The organism is Candidatus Methylomirabilota bacterium, assembly GCA_035709005.1.
Classification (GTDB): domain Bacteria; phylum Methylomirabilota; class Methylomirabilia; order Rokubacteriales; family CSP1-6; genus 40CM-4-69-5.
On record DASTFB010000084.1, the window covers coordinates 1 to 23,602 of the forward strand.

Sequence of the window (23,602 nt, forward strand, 5' to 3'; positions counted from 1 at the left end):
CGAGCCAGGCGCGGCAAGGAGCGACAGGCGATGCCGAACATCCGGCTGCTCGAGCTGGACGAGATCAAGGAGCCGAAGATCCGCGAAATGATCCGCCAGGCCGAGGCACGCGGGGCGCCCGACCCCAACTTCTTCCGCATCATGGGCCACGTGCCCGAGCTGTGCACGCGGATGTACGACCTGTGGACGGAGTCGTTCAACCGCGGGAGCCTGGATCACCGGCTCAAGGAGCTGGTGCGGGTCAAGATGTCGCGCTACGTCGCGTGCCAGTACTGAGCCAACGTGCGCTCTGCCGCGGCGCGGCAGATGGGCGTGACCGAGGCCGACCTGGACGACGCCGACGACTACGAGCGCTCCACGCGGCTGAGCCCGGCCGAGAAGTGCGCGCTCCGGTACGCCGACCAGATGCAGAAAGACCCTCGGGTGATCGACAAGACGTGGTACGAGGAGCTGCTGCGTCACTACAGTGAGGCCGAGGTGATGGAGCTGGCGGTGTTCGTGGCGCTGAACCTCGGCTTTCACGCGGTGTTCTCGACCCTGGAGTTCTCGCCCGCCTGGAACCACCTGGGCCCGGGCGGCCGGCGGGTGGAGCGCTGAGGCACGCCAGGAGGGGCGACAATGGCCGTCGAGGTGGCGAAAGTCGAGCTGAAAAGCGTCCAGGACGCCTCAGGTCTGGAGGTCTGTATCAAGGCCGGGCAGTTCACCGCCGATCAGGTCGTGGCCGTCGTCGGCAAGACCGAGGGCAACGGCGGTGTCAACGACTTCACCCGCCTCCTGGCCGACCACGCCTTCCGTCGGGTGATTGCCAGGCACGGCACGCGGAACGAGGCCGAGGTGGCCCGGATCCCCATGGTCTGGTCGGGAGGGTGCGACGGTGTCATCACCCCGCACGCCACCGTCTTCGCCCGCAACGAGCGGACAGGGCCGGCCAACAAGTCCCGGCTAGTGATCGGCACCGCGATGAGCGAGCACCTCCGACCCGAGGACATCGGCCGTCCCCGCATGGTGGAGATCGTGGCGGCCGGTGTGCGCGCGGCCATGAAGAACGCCGGGATCGACGATCCGAAGGACGTGCATTACGTCCAGACGAAAACCCCTCTGCTCACCATCGAGTGGGTGGAGGACGCCAAGCGGCGGGGGCAGACGGTGGCGTGCGAGGTGCACGACTCGATGGGCGTGTCGAACGGCACCACCGCCCTGGGCATCGGCGTCGCGCTGGGGGAGATTGGGATGCCCCGCGCCGAGCAGATCTGCCGGGACCTCGACATCTATTCGTCGGTGGCCTCGTGCTCCTCGGGCGTGGAGCTGACGCAGGCCCAGATCGTCCTCATGGGCAACCGGGCGGGCGCCGGCGGCCGCTATCGTATCGGCCACGGCGTCATGGCCGACGCCCTCGACCTCGACGGCATCTACGCGGCGATCCGCGATGCCGGGCTGGAGCTGCCGGATCGGCCCCGGGCGGCCGATCTGCAGGGCCGGCTGGTGAACTGCTTCATCAAGTGCGAGGCCGATCGACGCGGCAAGCTGCGCGGCCGCCGCCAGATCATGCTCGACGATTCCGATGTGCACCACCATCGCCACGCCAAGGCCGCCGTCGGCGGGGTGGCCGCCGCGGCCATCGGCGATCCCGCCGTCTTCGTCTCGGTCGATGCGATGCACCAGGGCCCGCATGGCGGGGGTCCGGTCATCGCCATCGTAGACCTCGGCGACTGAGTCGCCTTCGCATCACTGCTGATCTTCCGGGTCACCGGACGCCCCGTCTGTCCGGGGCACACCGTGTCCGACGGACGAAGTGACCTCCGGGGAGGGGTTGAGCAGGTCATCTCCGATCCTGTTGGCGATCCAGCCGATGGCTGTTGTCACCTGCAGTCGCAGCGGCGTCGCGTCGGCCTTGGCCCAGGACTCGAACGTATGGCGGCGCGGCCCCGAGTCGAACGTGCGCGTACTGGACCGGATTTCGCTACCCTCCCTGATCGCGCGCGCGACCACGGACAGACGCAGGCTCAGGTCCGGGTCGATACCGACTCCGAACAGGGCGATCTCGCTGGCTTTGATCTCTACGATGGTGTCGACCGTCAGCCCAGGCGCGGCGGCATCGAGGACGACGGCATCGATCCCGGCCAGGCGCAGTCGCTCGACCAGCCCGTCCCGAACTCGCTCGGCGATTTGCGAGGCGCTCACCGCCGCGTCGAGGGCGGAGGCTGCCCGCTCGACGTCCTCCGGCGGCGTTGCGGCAAAGACCCCATAGATGCCGCCGGCGACCATGGTGACCGGGGACGCGAGCATGCCCATCAGCATCCCCGGAGGGCCGGCCGCCTGAAAGCCGACCAGAAGGGGAATGCCGAATCCCAGGACGACGCCGCGTCCGGCGGCCTCCCCTCGCGACGTGGCGGGGCGCTCGAACGCCGTCGCCGGCGGCTCGGGAAGGGCGATGACCCCGATGGTTCCGTACCTCGCCCGCGCTTCCACGCCTGTGATCGGCGGGCGCCCGGCCGCACAGCCCGACAGCGCGGCCGCGAACACCGCCAGTGCGACTGCCGTAATGCCGATGATCGACTGCCGACGTGATTGCCGTCCCATCGTCCGGTCCTCACCGCGTCAGGGCTTGACGGCGAGCAGCGCGGCCTCCGAGATCACCGCGTGCCCGGTGGCCGTCGGGTGGATGCCGTCCCAGAACAGGTATTGTTGCGGCGTCGCGCACACCGCCCGGCTGCCGACGCCGAAGGTCAGGCAGGGATCGGTGACGTTCGTCAACCCGACCTCAGCCGGGTTCGCCAGCACCTGCGCGAAGAGGCCGTGGACGTCGAGGCGGGTCAGAGTGATCCCCGGCAGGGTCTGCAGGGCGCTCAGAGCCTGCTCCAGGGCGCCGTTGTACGCCGCGGAGAGCTGGGCGGCGGCCGTCTGAATGGAGGGGTCGAGCTCGCGGATGACGGGGGTGATCGCGAGGTTCGGAACGTTCGGCACGATGAACGTCCGCGCCCCGGCCGTCCACAGCTCCAGGATGCCGTCGGCGGTGGCCGTGATCGCCGCGTTCAGGATGGCGAGGCTCGTTGCCCCGGAGGGGTCGATGGCCAGGGCGCTCAGCGCGTCGCTCACGTCGTTGGCGCCGATCCACACGACGTACAGGTCGCCGGACGGCGCCTGCCCGCGGAAGTCCGTCAGGAACTGCCCGATCTGGGTGCGCAGGTCGTGATCCGGGAATGCGGGAGCCCCGGCTCGCGCTCGCGCGCGGCCGACCGCATAATTGGTGAAGAGTCCCGGCACCGAGAGCGCCGGCCCGCCGCTGGTCGGCGCGCCGAGGTCGGCGGCGAGTCGCTCGGCCCAGGTCGCCCCGTTGCTGAAGTGGTGTCCGCCGACGGCGTACGAGGCCTCGGGCACCGGCTCGTACGGTTGTCGCGCGCTCGTCCCGAACGCGATGAAGTGGTTGCCTGGATCCGAGAGACTATCCCCGAAGACGACGAGCCGTGTTATCTCGTCGGCGCGCGCGGCAGATGCGAGCGAAAGGAACAACGTGACGAGCACGACAGCAAGCCGCATGACGTCCTCCCCTTGCCCGGGCGGCCAGGCTGGCTGGCCGCGTCGGCTGTTTGCTACCGGGGCGAGGACTCAGGCAAGGGAGGGGCCAGGCGGGACTCTAATGATTCCTGCTAATTACGGTGTGTTGAGGCGGTTTAGACATTCCGTCTGCCGAAAAATAGGCAGCGTCCAGCAGTCGTGTCAGCGCTCTCTCGGCATGGGTCCCTTGGGACCGGGCGGCCAGGCTCGCCCGCGCTGCGGCGATCTTCGGTCTGATCGCTCCGGGCTCGAGGTCTCGGCTCACCACCGGGTTGAGAAACAGCAGCGCGCCCACCGCATCGCGATCGTGACCGGTGATGACGGCGTCCTGGATGAGCGGGCTGCCGGCGTCGACAGCTGGGCGATGGGGCGCATGCCTCAAGAGCGACCTCAGCCGCCGTGCCGGACGCTCGTGAGCACCGCGTAGAAATGGTGTCGTCGTGAGGCAACGTCGGCCGGGGACGGTGATCGCGCTCCAGGGCAACGTCCTCGATGTCCGCTTCGACGCGGACCTGCCCCCGCTGCGCCAGAAGCTGGTGACGCCGGAGCCCGTGGCAGTGGTGATGGAGGTGGCGAACCACCTGGACGCCAGCACCGTACGGTGCATCGCGCTGACGCCGACACGAGGGCTCGCTCGTGGCTCCGCGGTCATCGACACGGGCGGGCCACTGCAGATCCCGGTGGGGGATCCGTTGCTGGGGCGGATGCTGAACGTCTTCGGGGAGGTCATCGACGGCGGCGCGCCACTGGAGGGGGTCGAGTGGCAGTCGATCCACCGCCCACCGGTTCCCCTGGCCCGGCGGGCGATCCGCTCGGAGATCTTCGAGACCGGCATCAAGGTGATCGATCTCTTGAGCCCGCTCGAGCGGGGCGGGAAGGCCGGGCTCTTCGGCGGCGCCGGGGTCGGTAAGACCGTGCTCATCACCGAGATGATCCACAACGTCGTGGGCCGCTACGGGGGCGTCAGCCTCTTCTGCGGCATTGGCGAGCGGAGCCGCGAGGCCGAAGAGCTCTACCGCGACATCCGGAGCGCCGGCGTCCTGGACCGGACCGTCATGATCTTCGGGCAGATGAACGAGCCTCCAGGCGTGCGCTTCCGGGTCGGGCACGCGGCGCTGACGATCGCCGAGTACTTTCGCGACCGGGCGCACCGCGACGTGCTCCTGCTTATCGACAACATCTTCCGATTCATCCAGGCGGGCTCGGAGGTCTCGGGGTTGATGGGACGGATCCCGTCGCGTGTCGGCTACCAGCCAACGCTCGGCACCGAGCTGGCCGAGCTCGAGGAGCGGATCTCCAGCACGGCTGCCGGAGCGATCACCTCGATCCAGGCGGTGTACGTCCCCGCCGACGACTTCACCGATCCGGCCGCCACCCACACCTTCGCGCACCTGTCCGCGTCGGTCATCCTGTCGCGCAAGCGGGCGAGCCAGGGCCTCTATCCGGCCGTTGATCCGCTGCGCTCGGACTCGAAGATGCTGACGCCCCCGGCGGTCGGCCGGCGCCACTACCGGATCGCCGGGGCCGTGCGGCGGACCCTGGCCGAGTACGAGGAGCTGAAGGACATCATTGCGATGCTGGGGCTGGAGGAGCTGTCCGAGCGGGACCGGGCCACCGTCGCCCGCGCGCGTCGGCTCGAGCGCTTCCTCACCCAGCCGTTCTTCACCACCGAGCAGTTCACCGGCCGTCCGGGTCGGCAGGTCGAGCTCGGGGCCACGCTCGACGGGTGCGAGCGCATCCTCGACGACGAGCTGGCCGATCGATCCGAGCAGGCCTTCTACATGATCGGCGAGATCGATGAGGTTGCTGGCGCGGAGGCCCGGGCATGACGCTCAAGGTCCTGCTCCCCTCGCGCGTGCTCGTGGACGAGACAGCGACGAAAGTCCTCGCGGAGGCCGAGAACGGCTGGTTCTGCCTCCTGCCCAGGCATGCCGACTTCGTGGCGGCCCTCGTGCCAGGCGTGCTGATCTTCACAGCCGCCGACGGCGCCGAGCGCCTCGTCGCGCTCGACCACGGGATGCTCGTGAAGCGCGACGCCGAAGTCCTGGTGTCGGCCTGGCGCGGGGTGACGGGCGAAGATCTCGGGTCGTTGCGGACGATGGTCGAGCGCGAGTTCCTCGCGCTGGACGACCGGGAGCGAGCGGTGCGGAGCGCGCTGACCCGCCTGGAGGCGGGCGTGGTGCGGCGGTTCGTCGAGATGGACGCGGGACAGTGATGGACGAGCCGCGCCCCCGAAAACCGTTGCCCGAGCAGGACGTCACCGAGATCGTCGGTCGGAAGGCCGAGCGCAGGCTCCGGGCCCGCCGAGAGGGCCGGCGGGGCGTGTGGTTTGGCCTGGGCATGTTCGGGCTCGTGGGCTGGGCCGTGGCGCTGCCGACGGTGGCCGGCGTGGCGCTGGGACTCTGGCTCGACGCCCGCTTCCCCTCTCGTGTCTCCTGGACGCTCAGCCTCCTGCTCCTGGGGGCCCTGCTCGGCTCGCTGAACGCCTGGTACTGGGTCAAGCGGGAGAGCCGCGACGAGCGAGGGGAGTGAGTGGCCCTGAACGACGCGACCGCCCTCGCGTTTGCGCTGGCCGCAGGCACGCTGCTGGGCGCCTTCTACTTCGGCACGTTGTGGCTGGTGGTGCGCCGGCTCGATCGCCTGGCCTGGCCGGCCGTGTGGCTCGGGATCGCCGGGATCGTGAGATTAACCGTGGTGGTCGTCCTCTTCGCGCTCCTCGTCGGTACGCGGTGGGAGCGGCTGGTGGTCGCGCTGGTCGGCTTCCTCGCCGTCCGCATCGTCCTTACGCGCTGGCTGGGTCGTCCAGGGCAGGCGCCTCGACGCCCGAGGCGCGAGCGGATGGTGACCCGGGGAGGGACGTGATGCAGATCAGCCCCGATGAAGTGGTGCTGTGGGCGTGGGAACCGTTCCGGCTGTCCGCCACGATCGTCTACACGTGGATCGTGATGGCGGTGCTCGTTGTCGGCGCCCATCTGGCCACCCGGCACGTGTCGGCGACGATGCGGCCTGGGCGGTGGCAGAACCTGCTCGAAGTTCTCGTCAGCGGCATGCGAGAGCAGATCCGGGAGGTCAGCCAACATGACCCTGGACCGTACCTGCCCTTCGTGGGGACCCTGTTCCTGTTCATCGCGGCCTCCAACGCCCTCGCGATCGTCCCGGGCTTCGCGCCGCCGACCGGATCGCTCTCGACGACGATCGCGCTGGCGCTCTGTGTGCTGGTCGCCGTCCCGCTCTACGGGATCGCCGAGCGCGGGCTGGGCGGCTATCTCAAGAGCTACGTGCAGCCCACGCCCTTCATGCTGCCGTTCAACATCATCGGGGAGATGTCCCGGACGGTCGCGCTGGCCGTCCGGCTCTATGGCAATGTCATGAGCGGCACGGTCATCGCGGCCATTCTCCTGAGTATCGTGCCCTTCTTCTTCCCCATCGTCATGCAGGTCCTGGGGCTCTTGACCGGCCTGATCCAGGCCTACATCTTCGCCGTGCTGGCGATGGTCTACATCGCGTCCGCCACCCGAACCCACGCTGGCCAGTCGCCGGGGGCCGGCGACTCAGACGAGACCCGCTAAGGGAGACGCCATGGACAACCTCGGACTCATCGGTGCCATCTCGATCGTCACGGCCGGGCTCACAATCGCCATCGGCTCGATCGCGCCGGCGCTGGGCGAAGCGCGGGCGGCGGCGCAGGCGCTGGCGTCCATCGCCCAGCAGCCCGACGAGGCCAATACGATCACCCGGACGCTCTTCGTGAGCCTCGCGATGATCGAGTCCACGGCCATCTACTGCTTCGTCGTCGCCCTGATCCTCATCTTCGCGAACCCGTTTTGGAACCGGTTCCTGGCGGCCGCGGGTGGATGACCGATGACGATCGACTGGCTGACCGTCGGGGCCCAGGTCCTGAACTTCCTGGTCCTCGTCTATCTGCTCAGGCGCTTCCTGTACGGCCCGGTCGTGCGGGCGATGGCTCGGAGAGACGAGGCTCTCGCCGAGCGGCAGCGCGAGGCCCAGCAGCGCAAGGAGGACGCCGAGGCGGAGGCGCGACGTCACCGCGAGGCCCGCGAGGCGCTGGAGGCCCAGCGTGAGCGTCTGCTGGCCCGGGCCCGCGAGGAGGCGGACGACCTCCGGCGGACGCTGGAGAAGGAGCTGCGGCGGGAGACGGACGAAGTGCGCGAGCGATGGCGCGCCGAGCTCGAGCGGGAGCAGGCGGCGTTCCTTCGCGAGGTGAGGCGCCACGTCGCCGAGCAGTTCGAGACGCTCACCCGCCGGGCCCTCGCAGATCTGGCCTCGGCCGATCTGGAATCGCAGATGGCCCGGGTGCTGGTCGACCGGCTGGGCACGCTCGACGGGGACCGGAGGGAGGCGCTGGCCCGGGCCAGCGCCTCCGGGGAGCCGCTGCGCGTGCGGAGCGCGTTCGAGTTGCCGGCGACGGTGAAGCGAAGCATCACGTCAGGGCTCCGCGACACGCTGGGCAGGGAGGTCGAGGTCGCGTACGAGCTGGTGGACGACGTCGTCTGCGGCGTGGAGATCCGTGGCGGAGGCGAGAGCCTGGCGTGGAGCCTGGAGGGCTATCTCGAGACGCTGGAGCGACGGCTGGCGGAGGGGCTCGGCGAGCGCGCGGCCGGCCGGCAAGGCAGGACGCCGCGGTGAGCGGGGGAGGGACGCTCATAGACGTGGCGCGCGAGACCTTTGCCACGATCGGTCGCGCCGTCGCCGAGCATCGAGCGGAACTGCGAGCGATCGAGGTGGGAGAGCTCACCTGGGTCGCGAGCGGCATCGCCCGCGTGCGCGGCCTGCCGGGGGCCAAAGCCGACGAGCTGCTGCAGTTCCGGGGCGGCCTGCTCGGGATCGTCGCCAGCCTGGAGCCGGACGACCTCGGGATCATCCTCCTGGGTGACAGCGCTCGCCTCCGCGCCGGGGACGAGGCACGGCGCACGGGGCGCGTGATCGACGTGCCGGTGGGGCCCGCCTTGCTCGGGCGCGTGGTGGATGCCATGGGCCATCCGCTGGACGAGCGGGGGCCCGTGGAGGCCGTCGAGCGACAGCCGATCGAGCGAGACGCCCCGGCGATCCTCGACCGCGCTCCCGTCACGGTCCCCCTCCAGACCGGGTTGAAGGTAGTGGATGCGCTCGTCCCGGTCGGCCGCGGGCAGCGGGAGCTGATTCTGGGCGACCGGCAGACGGGCAAGACGACCGTGGCGGTGGAGGCGATCCTGAACCAGCGCGCGGGCGACGTGGTCTCTGTCTACTGCGCGATCGGGCAGCGCACATCCGCCGTCGCGCGGGTCGTGGCCGATCTCGAGAGCCGCGGCGCACTGGCGCGCTCGATCGTGGTGGTGGCGGGTGGTGACGACGCGCCCGGGCTGCAGTTCGTGGCGCCCTATGCCGCGACGACGATGGCCGAGTACTTCATGGAGCAGGGGCAGGACACGCTCGTCGTCTATGACGATCTCACCCGGCATGCCCGGGCCTACCGCGAACTCTCGCTGCTGCTGCGCCGGCCACCCGGGCGCGAAGCGTATCCGGGCGACATCTTCTACGTCCATGCCCGGCTGCTCGAGCGCGGCACGCGCCTGAGAGCCGAGCGGGGCGGCGGGTCGCTGACGGCGCTGCCGGTGATCGAGACGCAGGCGCAGAACATCGCCGCCTACATCCCGACGAACCTCATCTCCATCACGGACGGCCAGATCTACCTCTCGCCGGGCCTGTTCCAGAAAGGCATGCTGCCCGCCGTAGACGTCGGCCGGTCGGTGTCGCGCGTGGGCGGCAAGGCCCAGCTGCCCGCCTACCGGAGCGTGGCCGGGCCGCTGCGCCTGTCGTACGCGCAGTACGAGGAGCTCGAGACCTTCGCGCGCTTCGGCACGCGCCTGGACCCCGAGACGCGGCACCGGCTGGAGCGGGGACGGCGCGTGCGCGAGGTGCTGCGGCAGTCACAGTACGAGCCGCTGGCGGTCTCGGCGCAGATCGCCACCTTGCTGGCCGCCACGGAGGGACTCTTCGACACCATCGGCATCGAGGCCATCGCCGACGCCGAGGAGCGCGTGCGCACCGCTGTCCGCGACGGCCTCCCCGACCTGTGCGACGCGATCGACGCCGGCGAGGGGCTCGGCGAGAAGGAGCGGAACCGGATCGTGGAGACGGCTCGACAGGCGCTGCGGGAGGCGCGCGGGTAACCGGCTTTGCAGACGCTGGAAGCCTTGAGCCGCCGGATTGCGACCACCGAGGATCTGCGGGCGATCGTCCGTACGATGAAGTCGCTGTCGGCGGTCAGCGTCCGGCAGTACGAGAGTGCGGTGGCGGCCCTGCGCGACTACAGTCGCACGGTCGAGCTGGCGCTTCAGGCGTTGCTGCGCGACCGGCCCGCGGTGGTCGGCGTCGCCGCGCCCGCTGCCGGGCCGGCCGCCGTCGTGGTGTTCGGCTCGGACCATGGCCTTTGCGGCCGCTTCAACGACGAAGTGGCACACTTCGCCGGGGAGCGCCTGCGCGAGCTCGACGCGGCCGGCGCGCGCCGGCGGTGCCTGGCCGTTGGCGCGCGGGCCGAAGCTCGCCTGGCCGCCCTGGGGGAGGCGGTGGACGAGCGGCTCTTCCTGCCGGGGTCGGTGAGCGGCCTGGCGGCGCTGGCCCAGGCCGTGCTGGTCCAGATCGACACCTGGGGCACCGTCGAGGGTCCGGGCCGGGTGCTGCTGATCCACCAACGGCGCACCGGCGAGGCCGTCGCGGTTCCACACATGCGTCAGCTCTTGCCGCTCAGCCGGGAGCGATTGCGCAATCTCGCCGCCCGGCGCTGGCCCTCCCGGCGCCTGCCGATGTTCACCATGGACGCCGAGCGGCTGTGGCCGGCGGTCATCCGGCAGTACCTGTTCAGCTCGGTGTACCGGGCGGCGGCGGAGTCGCTGGCCAGCGAGCACGCAAGCCGGCTCGCCTCGATGCAGGCCGCCGAGCGGAACATCGAGGAGCACCTCGAGGAGCAGCAGGCGGAGTTTCGACGCCGGCGACAGGAAACCATTACCGAGGAACTCCTCGACATCGTGAGCGGGTTCGAGGCGTCGGCGAGCGTCTCGAGGGGGGCGTACGGGGGATGACCATGCGCCGTCCTCTGGCCCGTCTCGTCGTTATCCCGTTACGGAGGTGAGCGTCATGGACATCGTGACTCGGGAAGACCTCGAGCAGCTCTGGAGCTGAAGGGGACGGGTCGGATGGTGAACGACGTGGGAACGATGGTGCCGGCGGCCTGGGACGGTCGCATCGAGCGGGTCTGGGCCCTTTGCCCCGGCCACGAGGACGATCGAGATCGGCGCCGGGGGACGGTGTACGCCGTCCCCTCCGCAGAGATGCCCGACGACGCGCCAGGGGCCGCGGTCCTTCGGTATTGAGCACGGGCGCCCGTACCCGAGGACAGGCTCAGGGATGTCCGCTTCGATGAGTCTCTAGGGCTCCAGGCCGCGGCACGGCCCGAGCACGGTCATGAGCAGGATTCCGCGGCGCGCCTCCCGCGCGCTTCCGATGCTCACCTTCGGTCGCCGGCGAGACTGGAGCCCCTCGGTCAGCGGGGGCGGTGGGGGGCCGCCAGCCGGGCGGCGCCCAGCGCCGAGCGGCGAGGACGGCGTCCGCATGCGAGCGGGTGTCTCCGGCGCTTTTGGCCCGGACGCTCGAGGTGTCGGGCCCGCGAGACGCCGTTTCAGCGCGCGCACGAGAGCGTTGAGCAAGGGCACGAGCACAAAGACAGCGGCGAACATAAGAATCTGCTCGAGGGTCACAGTCAGCCCTCCCCCTGGGTGCTCGAACCCGTCCGACGAGGTACCGTGCGCTATTTTCTCGGAGCCGGAGGCGGCTCCTCGGGCGCGTCCGCGATCGACTCGCGCATCTGCGTATCGGCCTGGACGTTCTTCATCCGGTAGTAGTCCATGACCCCGAGATGCCCCTGGCGGAAGGCCTCGGCCATCGCACGCGGCACCTCGGCCTCGGCCTCGACGACGCGGGCGCTCATCTCCTGCTCAAGCGCGACGGCCATCGCGCGCCGCTCCTCGGCCTTGGCCTGGGCGATCTGCTTGTCGGCGTTGGCCTGGTCGATCTGCAGCTTGGCTCCGATGTTCTCGCCCACGTCGACGTCGGCGATGTCGATGGACAGGATCTCGTAGGCGGTCCCGGCGTCCAGACCCTTGGTCAGCACGTGCTTGGAGATGTGGTCCGGGTTCTCGAGCACGTCCTTGTGGGTCGCCGCCGAGCCGATCGTGCTGACCATGCCCTCACCGACCCGGGCGATCACGGTCTCCTCGCCGGCGCCGCCCACGAGGCGGTCGAGGTTGGTCCGGACCGTCACCCGACAAATCGCGTGGAGCTGGATGCCGTCCTTGGCCACGGCCGCGATGCGGGGCGTCTCGATCACCTTGGGGATCACGGACATTTTCACCGCGGCCAGCACGTCGCGCCCGGCCAGGTCGATGGCTGCGGCCCGCTTGAAGGGCATCACGATGTTCGCCTTGTCCGCCGAGATCATCGCGTTCACCACGCTCACGAGATTCCCGCCGGCCAGGTAGTGCGCCTCGAGGTCGTTCACCGGCACGTCCAGCCCCGCCTTCACCGCGCTGATGCGCGCCGTGATGACGGTGCCTGGCGGCACGCGACGAAGGCGCATGCCGATGAGCGTGAAAAGCCCCGCGTAGGCGCCGGAGGCCCAGGCGGCGACCCATAAGCGGACCGGGATCAAATAGAGGAGGACGGCGAGGGCGCCGACCACCAGGAGCAACAGCACCACGGCTCCGAACGCACCCGTCTCGATGCCGGCCATGGCTCAGTCCTTTCTGCGAAGCCGCCGCACGACGATCCGGTTGCCGTCCACCCGGACGACCGTGATCGGCTCGCCCGCGTCGATGAATTCCCCGTCCGACACGACGTCCACCCGCTCACCCTCGATGTCGCCTATCCCGGCCGGCCGCAACGTCGAAGCCGCCGTTCCCCGCTTGCCGAGCCAGGTGTGGTCCGTTTCCGGCGCCGACGCGAACCCCTCGCCCGCCGCCAGCTCGGTCTCGAGGACGAGTCGTCGGCCGAACGGCAGTCGGGGGAGGAGACGCAGCAGGGCCAGGGAGACCGCAATCGCCAGCAGCAGCGACACCGCGACCTGCCCCACTGCAATGATGATGACCTCCCAGGTGGCCCCGGCACCGACGAGGCTGAGTCCCAGGCCGCCGAGGAGGGTGACGAGCCCGAGGATGCCGATGACCCCGAAGCCTGGCGTCACGAAGAGCTCGATTGCCAGAAGGATGACGCCGGCGCCGACGAGGAGCAACTCCTCCCAGCCGGCCAGCCGGACGAGCCAGTGGCCCCAGAAGAAGAGCGCGAGGCTGAGGATACCGAGCGCGCCGGGCACGCCGAAGCCCGGCGTGCGAATCTCCACGATGATCCCGAGGATGCCGATCGTCATCAAGAGCGAGCTGACCACCGGGTGGGTCAGGAAACGCACCAGCGTCTCGGCCCAGGTCTGCGTCGCCTGGCGTACCTCCGCGCCGGCGAGGTCGAGCGACTTTAGGACGGCGGGGAGGCTGTCCGCGCGAAAATCCGCGAGGCTGTGCCTCAAGGCCTCCTCGGTGGTGAGCGTGAGAAGCTTTCCCTTGTCGACGATTCCGGGAATCTCGACATCGGCATCCACCATGGCTTCGGCGAGCAGGGCCGGCCGCTTGCGGTTCTCGGCGGTGGCGCGGAATTCCTTGCGCATATAGGAAACGGTCTTCTCCGCCACGGGCCGGGCCGGCGCGCCCGGCGGTCCGATCTCCACCGGCGTGGCCGCCCCGATGGTCCCGCCGTCTGCCATCGCGATCGTCTCGGCGGCCAGGCTGATGAGGGCGCCGGCGGAGATCGCCCGCTTGTTGACGAACGCCACGGTGCGGACGCGCGCGCCGAGTAGCGCGTCGCGGATGAGGACGGCGGCATCCACGCGCCCGCCGAAGGTATTGATATCGAGGATGACCACGGCGGCATCCGCCGTCGCCGCCTCATCGAGCACGCGGCCGACGAACGGCGCGAGCCCGAGGTCGATGAGACCCTCGATCCGCGCCACGAGGACCACCGGCCTGGTGGCGGTCCGTGGCGCCTCGGTTGCGGCCGTCACGGTCAGCGAGGCGAGCAGCCCAAAGCTCGCGAGGAGGACCTCCACGGGTGGGCGCCGCCGGGCGTTGGGACGTGTCATTGGCGGTCTCGTCCTGATCGATGGCCGCCGCCAGTTTCGTCCATCCCATCTCCTCGCAGATGGCCTCGCTGTTGGTCGCCCGCCACCGCCGGCCGCCGTCGGACGTCGTGCACGTGGAGGGTCGGTAAGGCCGGGCGCAGGGTCGGGGCCGAGGTGGAGGGTCCGTGAAACAAGGAGCAGTGACCTCCCGGGACGTGGCGTCGCTGCCCCAGAGGCACCGACGACCGTCTCCTCGACCCTTCCGCGCATTCGCCGCCCCGCAAGCTCCGGGCGGGTGGTCGCTGGCGTTGCCCATTCTACCGCGGCCACGAGGCCGGCGGCGGACACAGTGGTCAGCGGTGGTCGGGCGCGACGGGGTGCTCGCTCGGCAAGATCACGTCGGGAGGCAGCGGAATCGCGTACAGCCGCTCGACCAGGGCGGCGCGCCGCTCCAGGACCGCACGCTGGTTGATGTAGCCCTTGTCGGTGATCTCGTCGGCGTCGATCGACGGAGGTTCGGTAAGGATCAGGGCACGGGCCGGGCAGGTGGACGTCCCTATGGACCGGGCGGCCAGGCTTGCCAGCGCGACGGCGATCCTCGTCCGGGCCGCCGCGGGCTCGAGGTCCCGGCTCACCAGCGGGTTGAGAAACAGCAGCGCCCCGACCTCGTCGCGGTCGTGACCGGTGATGACCGCGTCCTGGATGAGCGGGCTTCCGGCGGCGATCAGCGCGATCCGGAGCGCCGCGACGTGCACCCAGGTGCCGGTGCTGAGCTTGAAGTCCTCCGCCACCCGTCCGTCGAACACGAGGCCCTGGGCGGGGTTGCCGGCCTCGGCGAACTTCACGGCGTCGCCGATCCGGTAGTAGCCCTCCTCGTCGAAGGCCTCCTTCGTGAGGTCGGGACGTCGAAAGTAGCCGGGTGTGACGTGTGGCCCGCGCACCCGCGCCTCCAGCTTGCCCCCGGCGGGCACGAGCTTGAGCTCACAGCCCGGCACGGGGAGCCCGATCAGGCCGGCCCGGTCGATCGGGGCGTGCACCTGCGTGGCCAGGGGCGACGTCTCCGTGGAGCCCCACGCCGAGAGCATGGCTACCCCGCCGGCCCCTTCGAGGGCCGCCAGCCGCCGGAGGCGATCCCAGAGAGGCTGCGAGAGCGCCGCGCCGGCGTAGAAGAGGACGTCGAGGCGGCTGAAGAAGTTGCGCCGGAGGGCGGCATCCGATTCCAAGAATGGCAGCAGCAGGTCGAAGCCCCTCGGCACGTTGAAGTACATGGTGGGGGCGATCTCGCGGAGGTTGCGCGCGGTGGTCTCGACGAGGCCGGGCGCGGGCTTGCCGCCGTCCACGTACAGCGTGCCGCCGTTCCGGAGCACCATGTTGAAGTTGTGGTTGCCGCCGAAGGTGTGATTCCAGGGAAGCCAGTCCACGAGGACGGGAGGACGCTCCTCGACGAACGGCCAGCCGTGGGCGAGCATCTCCTGGTTGGCGCAGAGCATCCGGTGCGTGTTGATGACCCCCTTGGGAGTGCCCGTCGAGCCGGAAGTGAAGAGGATCTTCGCGACCGTGTCCGGACGGAGCCGTGCGAACGCCTCGTCCACGCGAGCAGTGGGACGGCTGTCCAGGAGCTCGGCCAACGGCGTGGAGGTGGCGCCGATGGCGTTCAGCGCGGGCGCGAACCTCTCGGGATCCGCCGTCCACGCCAGTCCCGGTCGGATCAGGTCAGCGATGAATTTCAGCTTACCGAAATCCCGGGACATCAGCGAGTAGGCGGGGGACACTGGCGCCACCGGCACCCCGACGTGCATCGCGCCGAGCGCGAGCAGCGCGTGGTCCACGCTGTTGTCGGAGAGGATGACCACAGGCTGCTCGGCGTGCAGCCCCCGATCGAGCAGGGACTGGCCGATCCGCCGCACGGTGTCGAGCGCCTGGCGATAGGTGACGGTACGCCAGGCGTCGCCGGCCCGTTCGGCCAGGAACGTCTGGTCCGGGCGCCGCTCGGCCCACCGGACGAGCCACTCGCCGACGGCACGGGCGTGGGAGGTCAGCGACGCGGGGCAGCGCAGAATTACGGCCCCGTCCGGGCGGTGCTGCACCTCGACGCGGGCGGGCGCGAATGGCAAGACGGCGTCGCGGCGCGGGGCCACGGATGGTGATCATACCGGCGCGGCGGTGGCCCGGCAATCGTTCACGACGACTATGGCTGATCTATAATTCGCGTACCCAGCAAGGAGGGTATATGGACCGCCGCACGATTCTCAAGGCCGCCGGCGCCGGTGCCGCCGTCGCCGGCTTTCCCGTCGTTCTCCGCGCTCAGCCCAAGAGTTTCAAGATCGGCGTCGTCCATCCGGTGACCGGTCCGCTGGCCGAGCCCGGACAGGCCTGCCGGCTCGGCGCCCAGATGGCCGCCGAGGCCATCAACGCGGCCGGCGGCATCAAGTCGCTGGGGGGAATGAAGCTCGAGCTGCTGGTCGGCGACACTCAGACCAAGCCCGACGTGGGACGCGCCGAAGCCGAGCGCGTCGTCAACCAGGGCGCGCAGATGCTGGTGGGCTCGTTCGACTCGGGCTCTACCGCGGCCATGGTGCCGGTCGCCCAGCAACGGCGTATCCCCTTCCTGGTGGACATCGCGGCCGCCGATCCGATCACCGCGAACGTGGCGAAGTCGGTGAAGGAAGGCCAGCAGAAGGTGCAGTACGTCTACCGCAACTTCCCCACCGGCTCGCAGTTCGGCCGCAAGGCGGTGCAGTACTTCACGGAAATCTTCAAGGCCGCCGGAGTGTCGCCCAAGCGGGTCGTGCTGATGTACTGCAACGATTTGTTCGGGCAGAATCAGGCCCGCGGTTTCCAGGCGGCGCAGAAGGCGGCCAAGGCCCCCTGGGAGATCGTGGACGTGATCCCGTGGCCGGAGCCTCCCTCGGATCTCTCCACCGAGGTGTCCCGGGCCAAGGCGGCCAGGCCCGACGTCATCTCCCCGATCACGCGCCCGGCCAGCGCCCAGCTCCTGCTGCCGGAGATCCGCAAGCAGCGCGTCGAGATCCTGGGGATCGTCGGGCCGGGCAGCCCGGGGCTCTACGAGGCTGGCCAGCTCGCCGCCCTCAAGGAGGACCTGGAGTACGTCCTGACCAGCGTGCCCTGGGCGAACTTCAAGAACCGGAAGACCGTCGCCGTCGCCGACGAGTACCGCAAGCGCTCCGGGGGCAAGACCTTCGACACGAACTCGGGCTACTCCTACGACGCCATGCTGATCATTGCCGACGTCCTGGAACGAGCCAGGTCCACCGACCCTGACGCCATCGTGGGCGCGCTCAAGCAGACCAATTTCACGGACGGGCTCATGCAGTATGGCGGCCCCGTCGTCTTCAACGAGCTCGGCGACAACCCGAACGCCGTTCCCACGATGATCCAGATCCTCGGCCAGAAGCCGGTGGCGGTGTGGCCGCGAGAGGCCGCAGTTCAGAAGTTCGTGTTCCCCAGGCCCCGAGCCTAGCGGCCGGTCGCTCGGCAACGCTCAGCGATGGACCCCGTGCTCGTCGGCCAGGGGCTGCTGAGCGGGGTCCTGTTCGGCGGCGTCTACAGCCTCATGGCCGTCGGCCTCACCCTCATCTTCGGCGTGATGCGGGTGGTGAACTTCGCCCACGGCGACATGATGGTGTGGGGGATGTACCTGGCCTTCGTTCTGGCCACGCGCGCCGGGGTGGATCCCTACCTGGGGTTCGTCCTCTGCGCGGCCGCGCTCTTCGGGCTGGGGCTCGCCGTCCAGCGAGGGCTCGTCGACCGGGTAGTCGACGCGCCGCACGAGATGCAGATCCTCCTGATGCTCGGGGTGGCGCTGGTGCTGGAGAACACGGCCCTCCTCGCCTTCGGACCCGAGCCGGCGCGGGTGCGCACACCGCTGGCCGCCGTCACCTGGTTCGTGGGCCCGCTCTACGTCGACGTCGCCCGCCTGCTGGCCTTCGTCGTGGCCGTAGTCTTGACGGGGCTGCTTTACGCCTTTCTCTTCCGCACCGATCTGGGGCGCACCATCCGCGCCGCCGCCGACAACGTCTATGGCGCCCTGGTGATCGGCACTGACGTGCGGCGCGTGTACGCGGTGGCTTTCGGCGTGGGGGCGGCCTGCGTGGGGGCCGCCGGCGCCCTGGTCTCTCCCATCCTGCCTTTTCAGCCGAGCACGGGCCTGACCCTGTCGATCACCTCGTTCAATATCGTCATCATCGGCGGCATGGGCAGTCTGCCGGGCGCCTTCGTCGGCGGCCTGCTCGTGTCCGTCGCCGAGTCGCTGGGCGCTGTCTTCCTCCGGCCTTCGCTGAAGGAACTTGTCAGCTTCTCCCTCTTGATCCTCATCTTACTGCTCCGGCCGGCGGGCCTCTTCGGCCGGCGCGCGCCATGAGGTGGGGTGCTCTCGTCGCCGTCGCGGTGCTGGCTGCCCTGCCGGCGGTGCTCTCCTCCTACTTGATCACGATCTTCATCCTGATCTTCTTCTACGCCTACCTGGGGCAGGCCTGGAACCTCGTGGGCGGCTACGCCGGCCAGCTGTCGGCCGGCCACGCCGCCTACGTCGGGATCGGCGGCTACACCTCCGCGGTGCTGTCCCTGCAGTGGGGCATCACCCCCTGGATCGGGATGCTGGTGGGGGCGGCGCTGGCCGCGCTGCTGGGCGGCGTCATCGGCTACCTCGGGTTCCGCTTCGGCCTGCGCGGCTTCTACTTCGTGCTGCTCACCGTGGCCTTCGCCGAGATCTGCCGGATCGCCGTGTCCAACGTCGAGGTTCTGGGTGGGGCGCTCGGCCTGTACATCACGTTCACGGGCGACCCCCGACAGTTCCAGTTCCAGGACAACCGCGCCTACTACTACATCGCGCTGATCCTGATGCTGGTGGCCACCGGGCTCACGCGCTGGCTGGAGGGCCGACGGTTCGGAATCTACCTGACCGCCGTCCGGGAGGACGAGAGCGCCTCGGAAGCCCTGGGCGTGGACAGCTTCCGCTACAAGCTCATCGCCATGGTCCTCTCGTCGTTCCTGACCGGCCTGGGCGGCACGTTTTACGCGTTCTACCTCTTCTCGCTCCAGCCGAACGCCCTCTTCGGCATCCCCCTCTCGGTGGAGATCATCATCCGACCCATCGTGGGTGGCTCGGGCACCGTGCTCGGCCCCGTCCTCGGCTCCTTCATCCTCACCCCGCTCGGCGAGATCTCGCGCTACTACTTCGGCCAGGGCGGCTGGCACGGCGCCCACCTGATCGCGTACGGCGTGCTCCTGATCGTGGTGGTGCTCTTCCTCCCTCAGGGCGCCTACCCGGTTGTACGCCGCCTGTTCGCGCGGCGGGCCGCGTGAGCTTGCTGGCCGTCGACCGGTTGGCCAAACGCTTCGGAGGCCTGCAGGCCGTGCGCGACCTGAGCTTCGAGGTGGCCGACGGCGAGATCGTCTCGCTCATCGGCCCCAACGGGGCGGGGAAGACGACCGTCTTCGGGATGATCTCGGGGTTCCTCACCCCCGATGCCGGGGACATTCGCTTCCGCGGCCGCTCCATCATCGGTCTCGCCCCCCACCGGACCTGCGCCCTGGGCATCGTCCGGACGTTCCAGATCATGCGGCCGTTTCCGCGGCTGACCGTGCTGCGCAACGTCGTGATCGGGGCGCTCGGCCGCCGCGCCGACCCGGGCCAGGCGCACACTCGCGCCCTGGACGTGCTAGCCCGTGTGGGCCTGGCCGCCCGGCGGGATCAGCCGGCCGGCAGCCTGACGCTGGCCGACCGTAAACGCCTGGAGCTGGCCCGCGCGCTGGCCACCGAGCCGGCGCTGCTGCTGCTGGACGAGGTGATGTCGGGGCTGACCGCCACCGAGACCGAACGAATGGTCGAGCTCATCCGCGCCATCAACGCCGGCGGGGTCACCATCCTGCTCATCGAGCACGTGATGCGGGCGGTGATGTCCCTTTCCCAGCGGATCATCGTCCTGAACTACGGCGAGCGTATCGCGGCCGGGTCCCCCGAGGCGGTGGCCCGCGACCCGCGCGTGATCGAGGCCTACCTGGGCGAGTCCGAGGAGCGGTGAGCCCGCTCCTCCGGCTCGACGGCGTGGAGGTCACCTACGGCGACATGACGGCCGTCGCCGGCGTGTCGCTGGAGGTCTTCGCGGGCGAGATCGTGGCGCTGATCGGCTCGAACGGGGCAGGCAAGACCACCACCCTGCGGGCGATCGGCGGGCTCCTGCGCCCGCGGCGAGGCCGTATCGAGCTGGACGGCGAGCCGATCGCCGGCCTCACCTCCGCCCAGATCGTCGGCCGGGGCATCGCCCACGTGCCCGAAGGCCGCCAGCTCTTTCCCACGCTCACGGTGGTCGACAATCTGGAACTGGGCGCGCGCACGCCAGAGAGCCGTCGCCGACGCGCCGAGAGCCTGGCCCGTGTCTTCGCGCTCTTTCCGCGCCTGGCCGAGCGGCGCGACCAGGTCGCCGGCTCGCTGTCCGGCGGCGAGCAGCAGATGTGCGCTATCGGGCGGGCGCTGATGGCTCGGCCCCGACTGTTGATGCTCGACGAGCCCTCGTTGGGGCTCGCCCCGGTCATCGTCGGCGCCATTTTCGACAACCTGCGTGTGATCAACCGGGAAGGCGTCACGATTCTCCTCGTGGAGCAGAACGTGGCGCGCGCGCTGCGGCTCTCTCACCGCGGCTACGTCATCGACAACGGCGCGATCACGCTCTCGGGGCTCAGTGTGACGCTCCTCGCCGACGAGCGCGTGCGGAGCGCGTTTCTCGGACGGTGAAGCGTCCCTGGATGTTGCTGGCATCGGGCAAGGAGGAGCTGACCACCCCTCAGCCTGCGGCTGTGTCTTCGCCCCACTAACGTCCCGGATTGCTTCATGCCACGGATGTGAACGGTCTGGCATCTGCCATGCACAAGACTGGCCCATGAGGGTCGGCGACCAGTAACGCCGCAATAGTGCGGTCGACAATCCGGCACGTGTCGACAATCAGTCACGCGTCGACAACCTGTCACAAAGGAAGGGGCAAAGACACATGGTGATGTTCTGGCGGACACGAATCGGAAACGCACGAGGCTTCACTCTGATCGAGCTGATGATCGTCATCGCGATCATCGGCATCCTGGCGGCCATCGCGATTCCGATGTACGCCAACATGCAGGCCCGCGCCCGCGTGGCGAAGGCCCAGTCCGACCTGCGTGGTCTGTATTCCGCGCTCACGGCGGTGGCCGCCCACTGCGGCGATGTGCCGTCCGGCGGCTTCCCCGTCGCTGGCCCGCCGACCTCGGTCTCGTTCTCCCCGGCGGGCGCGAACTGTGTCGGTGGCGTCAACAACGCCGGCGACCTCTCCGTGCTTGGCGGCATCCTGAGCGATAGCAACGGCACCCCGGCCGGCCCCTTCTATCAGGGCTCGATGACGGCCCCTGTGGGCTGGACGTACACGTACACCCGGGGAGCCACCGCCGGGACGTTCACGCTCGTGGGCGCGAGCCCGGGCGATCTGCCGAGCGGCAACGTTCAGTACCCCTGAGCTGACGTCAACCTGTGGGCCGCCGGGATAACCCGGCGGCCGTCCGCCTCAGCAGGTATCCCCGGCTGTCCTGACCGCCCGGCTACGCACGCGGTGGGAGTTGAACACGTTCCCGGCTGCACCGACAATGCTGGGCATGGCGCCTCCGGAGTCTCAGCCCCGGGCTCGACGGCTCCTCCGGCTGGTCACCGGGGTCCCGTTTCTCGTTACCGTGGCCGTCGTGGCGGTCCTGGCCGTAGGGTACGCGCTCGCCGGCTTCTTCCTGGCGCCCCGGCTGATCGCCAGCTATGTGCCGCGATACGCCCAGGAGCAGCTCAAGCGGCGCGCGGAGATCGGCGAGGTCCGGGTGAACCCGCTGCTGTTCAAGCTGGAGATCAGGGACTTCCGCCTGCAGGAGGCCGATGGCCGGCCCCTGCTGGGCTTCGACCGCCTCTTCGTCGACTTCCAGCTCGCGAGTCTCTTCCGATGGGCGTGGACCTTCGCCGAGGTCCAGCTCGAGGGGCCTCGGGTGGATGTGATCCTGAGCGCCGACGGACGGCTGAACCTGGCCGAGCTGGCGGACACCTTCCCCCAGGACGAGCCAGCGGCGCGCCCCGAGCCGGAGGCCCCGCGGCGCATGCTGCTGCAGCATGCGGTGGTGAGCCGCGGTGTCGTGTCCTTCACGGACCTGTCGGGGAGCAGCCCCCAGACGGCCTCCCTCGACCCCATCGACATCGAGCTGCGAGACATCACGACGGTGCCCGAGCGCCCGGGGCCCTACGCGATCTCGGCGACGCTGGCCGGCGGCGGCGTGGTGGGCTGGGACGGCGAGGTCTCCCTGGTCCCGCTCAGCTCGACGGGCCGCCTGGAGCTGCGCGGCTTCCCGCTGGCCACGGCCTGGCGCTTCGTCCAGGACGACATCGCCCTAGCCGAGCCGGCCGGCCGGCTCGACGCCGATTTCACCTATCAGTTCGCCTATCGCGACAGGGCGACGACGCTGAAGATCGACGGCCTCGACGTCTCCGTAGCCGGGCTGAGCCTCACCGCGCGCGGTGAACGGACGCCGCTGCTCTCTCTGGAGAGAATCGGTCTGACCGGCGGGCGGGGCGATGTCGCCGGCCGCGAGCTGGCAGTGTCCGAGATCTCCCTGGGTGGTGGCCGGCTGGCCGCGACCATGGCTCGGGACGGCACCGTGAACTGGCAGCGCCTGGCCAGCTCTCCGGCGGCGGATGCCGCTGACCGCGGGGCCGGTCCGTCGACTGCCCCCGATGCGCCGCCGTGGCGACTCACGATCGGGAAGGTCCGTCTCGACGAGCTCGCGCTGTCCTTCGTCGACCAGAGCCGTGCCGCCCCGCTGGGCGTCGATGTCGCCGACCTCACCGTCGATCTGTCCGCGCGGCTTGAGAGCGGACCCGCCGGGCTCGCCGGTACGGTGGACGACCTGGGCGTCAAGCTCGCCCGCGTGGCGGTGTCCGAGGCTGCCGTGGCCAGGACGCCGCTGGTGTCGCTGGACCAGATCACCGTGGACGGGGGCCGCATCGATCTGGCGGGGCGACACCTCGCGGTGTCCCGGGTCGGGGTGACGGGTGGCCTCACCACGGTGGTGCGCGCCGCCGACGGCTCGCTGCCCCTCCTGGCCCTGCTGAGCTCGGCCGATCAGGCCACCACTGCCCCGCTCCTCACGGCGGCTCGCGCTGCCGCGACGACGGCGACCACCGCCCGGCCGTTCACGGTGGCGGTGGACAAGCTGGAGCTCGCCGACCATCGCCTCGCCGTCGCCGACCGGAGCGTCACTCCGGCGGTCGAGCTCGACATCGATGGCATCAAGGTCAGCCTCCGGGACATGCGCAGCGACGGCAAGAAACCCTTCCCCTTCGATGCGACGTTCCGCGTCAAGCAGGGGGGCAGCTTCACGGCGCGGGGTCAGGTAGCACCGGACGGGCGTGCGGCCAGCGCCACGCTGAACCTGGCCGGGCTGAATCTGATCCCGTTCCAGCCTTACGTCGCGTCCACCGCGGCTGTCATCGTCCGCTCGGGCGACGTTTCCACGAGCGGCCGGTTGGCGTACCGCAGCCGGCGGGATGGCGTCGCCGTCACCTACACCGGCGCGGCCGATGTCGATCGGGTCATCGTCGTCGAGACCGCCACCGGGGAGCCTTTGCTGGCCTGGACCTTGCTGCACGCGGCCACGATCCGGTTCGGGCTCGCCCCGAACCGCCTGCAGATCGACGAGGTGCGGCTGGCCGGGCTGGACGGGCGGCTGGTCATCTCCAAGGACAAGACGATCAACGTGGCGGCCGTGATGAAGGCGGCCGGCGGGCCGGCCGACACGCCCCCCCCGCCCCGGCCCGCGGCCGAAGGCCCACGGCCCCCGGCGGCGGCATTCCCCGTGGCCGTGGAGCGCGTG

General features: G+C 70.1%; 24 protein-coding genes. 19 read left to right on the forward strand and 5 right to left on the reverse strand.

Annotated features, from left to right (window positions below; genetic code table 11):
* The 3 genes from VFR64_14740 to VFR64_14750 form a co-directional block, all read left to right on the forward strand.
* On the forward strand, positions 1-276 hold a 276-nt coding region (locus tag VFR64_14740), incomplete at its 5' end, for a hypothetical protein (protein ID HET9490996.1).
* Between the two features lie 36 nt (positions 277-312).
* Entirely contained in the window at positions 313-597 is a 285-nt protein-coding gene (locus VFR64_14745) for a hypothetical protein (GenBank protein HET9490997.1), read from the forward strand.
* A gap of 21 nt (positions 598-618) precedes the next feature.
* Positions 619-1,713, forward strand: a complete 1,095-nt coding sequence (locus VFR64_14750; GenBank protein HET9490998.1) for a ring-opening amidohydrolase — start codon at positions 619-621, stop codon at positions 1,711-1,713.
* A 12-nt stretch (positions 1,714-1,725) separates the two neighbouring features.
* On the opposite strand, the gene VFR64_14755 is transcribed toward VFR64_14750, so the two are convergent.
* Together VFR64_14755 and VFR64_14760 are read right to left on the reverse strand one after the other, a co-directional pair.
* On the reverse strand, positions 1,726-2,523 hold the full coding sequence (locus tag VFR64_14755) for a hypothetical protein (protein HET9490999.1): 798 nt from the start codon (positions 2,521-2,523) through the stop codon (positions 1,726-1,728).
* A gap of 75 nt (positions 2,524-2,598) precedes the next feature.
* Positions 2,599-3,537 carry an SGNH/GDSL hydrolase family protein gene (locus tag VFR64_14760; GenBank protein ID HET9491000.1) on the reverse strand — a complete coding sequence of 313 codons (939 nt, stop codon included), beginning with the start codon at positions 3,535-3,537 and terminating at the stop codon, positions 2,599-2,601.
* Positions 3,538-3,995: 458 nt separating this feature from the next.
* On the opposite strand from VFR64_14760, the gene atpD reads away from it, so the two are divergent.
* The 9 genes from atpD to VFR64_14805 are packed head-to-tail and all read left to right on the forward strand — an operon-like array spanning position 3,996 to position 10,634.
* Positions 3,996-5,384, forward strand: a complete 1,389-nt coding sequence (gene atpD, locus VFR64_14765; protein ID HET9491001.1) for a F0F1 ATP synthase subunit beta — start codon at positions 3,996-3,998, stop codon at positions 5,382-5,384.
* Positions 5,381-5,770, forward strand: a complete 390-nt coding sequence (locus VFR64_14770; protein ID HET9491002.1) for a F0F1 ATP synthase subunit epsilon — start codon at positions 5,381-5,383, stop codon at positions 5,768-5,770. Before atpD ends, VFR64_14770 begins: the two co-directional genes overlap by 4 nt.
* Positions 5,770-6,087, forward strand: coding sequence for an AtpZ/AtpI family protein (locus VFR64_14775; protein HET9491003.1), 318 nt, complete (start codon positions 5,770-5,772; stop codon positions 6,085-6,087). Before VFR64_14770 ends, VFR64_14775 begins: the two co-directional genes overlap by 1 nt.
* On the forward strand, positions 6,088-6,417 hold the full coding sequence (locus VFR64_14780; GenBank protein HET9491004.1) for an ATP synthase subunit I: 330 nt from the start codon (positions 6,088-6,090) through the stop codon (positions 6,415-6,417).
* Positions 6,417-7,124: a F0F1 ATP synthase subunit A gene (locus VFR64_14785; GenBank protein ID HET9491005.1), complete on the forward strand. Its 708-nt coding sequence runs from the start codon at positions 6,417-6,419 to the stop codon at positions 7,122-7,124. The genes VFR64_14780 and VFR64_14785 overlap by 1 nt, the downstream gene beginning before the upstream one ends.
* Positions 7,125-7,134: 10 nt before the next feature.
* Positions 7,135-7,413, forward strand: a complete 279-nt coding sequence (locus VFR64_14790) for a F0F1 ATP synthase subunit C (GenBank protein HET9491006.1) — start codon at positions 7,135-7,137, stop codon at positions 7,411-7,413.
* A gap of 3 nt (positions 7,414-7,416) precedes the next feature.
* A complete protein-coding gene (locus VFR64_14795) occupies positions 7,417-8,202 on the forward strand; it encodes a F0F1 ATP synthase subunit delta (GenBank protein HET9491007.1) in 786 nt (261 codons plus the stop codon).
* Between the two features lie 23 nt (positions 8,203-8,225).
* Positions 8,226-9,725, forward strand: a complete 1,500-nt coding sequence (locus VFR64_14800) for an alternate F1F0 ATPase, F1 subunit alpha (protein HET9491008.1) — start codon at positions 8,226-8,228, stop codon at positions 9,723-9,725.
* Between the two features lie 24 nt (positions 9,726-9,749).
* Positions 9,750-10,634, forward strand: a complete 885-nt coding sequence (locus VFR64_14805) for a F0F1 ATP synthase subunit gamma (GenBank protein HET9491009.1) — start codon at positions 9,750-9,752, stop codon at positions 10,632-10,634.
* Positions 10,635-11,359: 725 nt separating this feature from the next.
* Here the strand turns inward: VFR64_14805 and floA are convergent.
* The 3 genes from floA to VFR64_14820 all read right to left on the reverse strand — a co-directional run bounded on the left by floA (position 11,360) and on the right by VFR64_14820 (position 15,852).
* Positions 11,360-12,340, reverse strand: coding sequence for a flotillin-like protein FloA (gene floA / locus VFR64_14810; protein HET9491010.1), 981 nt, complete (start codon positions 12,338-12,340; stop codon positions 11,360-11,362).
* 3 nt (positions 12,341-12,343) lie between these two features.
* Complete coding sequence (locus tag VFR64_14815; protein HET9491011.1) at positions 12,344-13,735, reverse strand: NfeD family protein; 1,392 nt, start codon at positions 13,733-13,735, stop codon at positions 12,344-12,346.
* 332 nt (positions 13,736-14,067) lie between these two features.
* Positions 14,068-15,852 carry a feruloyl-CoA synthase gene (locus tag VFR64_14820; protein ID HET9491012.1) on the reverse strand — a complete coding sequence of 595 codons (1,785 nt, stop codon included), beginning with the start codon at positions 15,850-15,852 and terminating at the stop codon, positions 14,068-14,070.
* 92 nt (positions 15,853-15,944) lie between these two features.
* On the opposite strand from VFR64_14820, the gene VFR64_14825 reads away from it, so the two are divergent.
* The 7 genes from VFR64_14825 to VFR64_14855 form a co-directional block, all read left to right on the forward strand.
* A complete protein-coding gene (locus VFR64_14825) occupies positions 15,945-17,195 on the forward strand; it encodes an ABC transporter substrate-binding protein (protein ID HET9491013.1) in 1,251 nt (416 codons plus the stop codon).
* 27 nt (positions 17,196-17,222) lie between these two features.
* Complete coding sequence (locus VFR64_14830; GenBank protein ID HET9491014.1) at positions 17,223-18,095, forward strand: branched-chain amino acid ABC transporter permease; 873 nt, start codon at positions 17,223-17,225, stop codon at positions 18,093-18,095.
* Positions 18,092-19,039, forward strand: a complete 948-nt coding sequence (locus tag VFR64_14835; protein HET9491015.1) for a branched-chain amino acid ABC transporter permease — start codon at positions 18,092-18,094, stop codon at positions 19,037-19,039. The genes VFR64_14830 and VFR64_14835 overlap by 4 nt, the downstream gene beginning before the upstream one ends.
* Positions 19,036-19,758, forward strand: coding sequence for an ABC transporter ATP-binding protein (locus VFR64_14840; GenBank protein HET9491016.1), 723 nt, complete (start codon positions 19,036-19,038; stop codon positions 19,756-19,758). The genes VFR64_14835 and VFR64_14840 overlap by 4 nt, the downstream gene beginning before the upstream one ends.
* A complete protein-coding gene (locus VFR64_14845; protein HET9491017.1) occupies positions 19,755-20,468 on the forward strand; it encodes an ABC transporter ATP-binding protein in 714 nt (237 codons plus the stop codon). Before VFR64_14840 ends, VFR64_14845 begins: the two co-directional genes overlap by 4 nt.
* A gap of 259 nt (positions 20,469-20,727) precedes the next feature.
* Positions 20,728-21,216 (forward strand): prepilin-type N-terminal cleavage/methylation domain-containing protein, encoded by a 489-nt coding sequence (locus VFR64_14850; protein HET9491018.1) that lies wholly within the window; start codon positions 20,728-20,730, stop codon positions 21,214-21,216.
* Positions 21,217-21,352: 136 nt separating this feature from the next.
* On the forward strand, positions 21,353-23,602 hold a 2,250-nt coding region (locus VFR64_14855; GenBank protein HET9491019.1), incomplete at its 3' end, for a DUF748 domain-containing protein.

Excerpts from the sequence above, each read along its gene's own strand:
- VFR64_14750 (HET9490998.1), top strand. The coding sequence starts at position 619 with ATGGCCGTCGAGGTGGCGAAAGTCGAGCTGAAAAGCGTCCAGGACGCC.
- VFR64_14760 (HET9491000.1), bottom strand. The coding sequence starts at position 3,537 with ATGCGGCTTGCTGTCGTGCTCGTCACGTTGTTCCTTTCGCTCGCATCT.
- VFR64_14770 (HET9491002.1), top strand. The coding sequence starts at position 5,381 with ATGACGCTCAAGGTCCTGCTCCCCTCGCGCGTGCTCGTGGACGAGACA.
- VFR64_14775 (HET9491003.1), top strand. The coding sequence starts at position 5,770 with ATGGACGAGCCGCGCCCCCGAAAACCGTTGCCCGAGCAGGACGTCACC.
- VFR64_14785 (HET9491005.1), top strand. The coding sequence starts at position 6,417 with ATGCAGATCAGCCCCGATGAAGTGGTGCTGTGGGCGTGGGAACCGTTC.
- VFR64_14790 (HET9491006.1), top strand. The coding sequence starts at position 7,135 with ATGGACAACCTCGGACTCATCGGTGCCATCTCGATCGTCACGGCCGGG.
- VFR64_14795 (HET9491007.1), top strand. The coding sequence starts at position 7,417 with ATGACGATCGACTGGCTGACCGTCGGGGCCCAGGTCCTGAACTTCCTG.
- floA (HET9491010.1), bottom strand. The coding sequence starts at position 12,340 with ATGGCCGGCATCGAGACGGGTGCGTTCGGAGCCGTGGTGCTGTTGCTC.
- VFR64_14815 (HET9491011.1), bottom strand. The coding sequence starts at position 13,735 with ATGACACGTCCCAACGCCCGGCGGCGCCCACCCGTGGAGGTCCTCCTC.
- VFR64_14825 (HET9491013.1), top strand. The coding sequence starts at position 15,945 with ATGGACCGCCGCACGATTCTCAAGGCCGCCGGCGCCGGTGCCGCCGTC.
- VFR64_14830 (HET9491014.1), top strand. The coding sequence starts at position 17,223 with ATGGACCCCGTGCTCGTCGGCCAGGGGCTGCTGAGCGGGGTCCTGTTC.
- VFR64_14835 (HET9491015.1), top strand. The coding sequence starts at position 18,092 with ATGAGGTGGGGTGCTCTCGTCGCCGTCGCGGTGCTGGCTGCCCTGCCG.
- VFR64_14850 (HET9491018.1), top strand. The coding sequence starts at position 20,728 with ATGTTCTGGCGGACACGAATCGGAAACGCACGAGGCTTCACTCTGATC.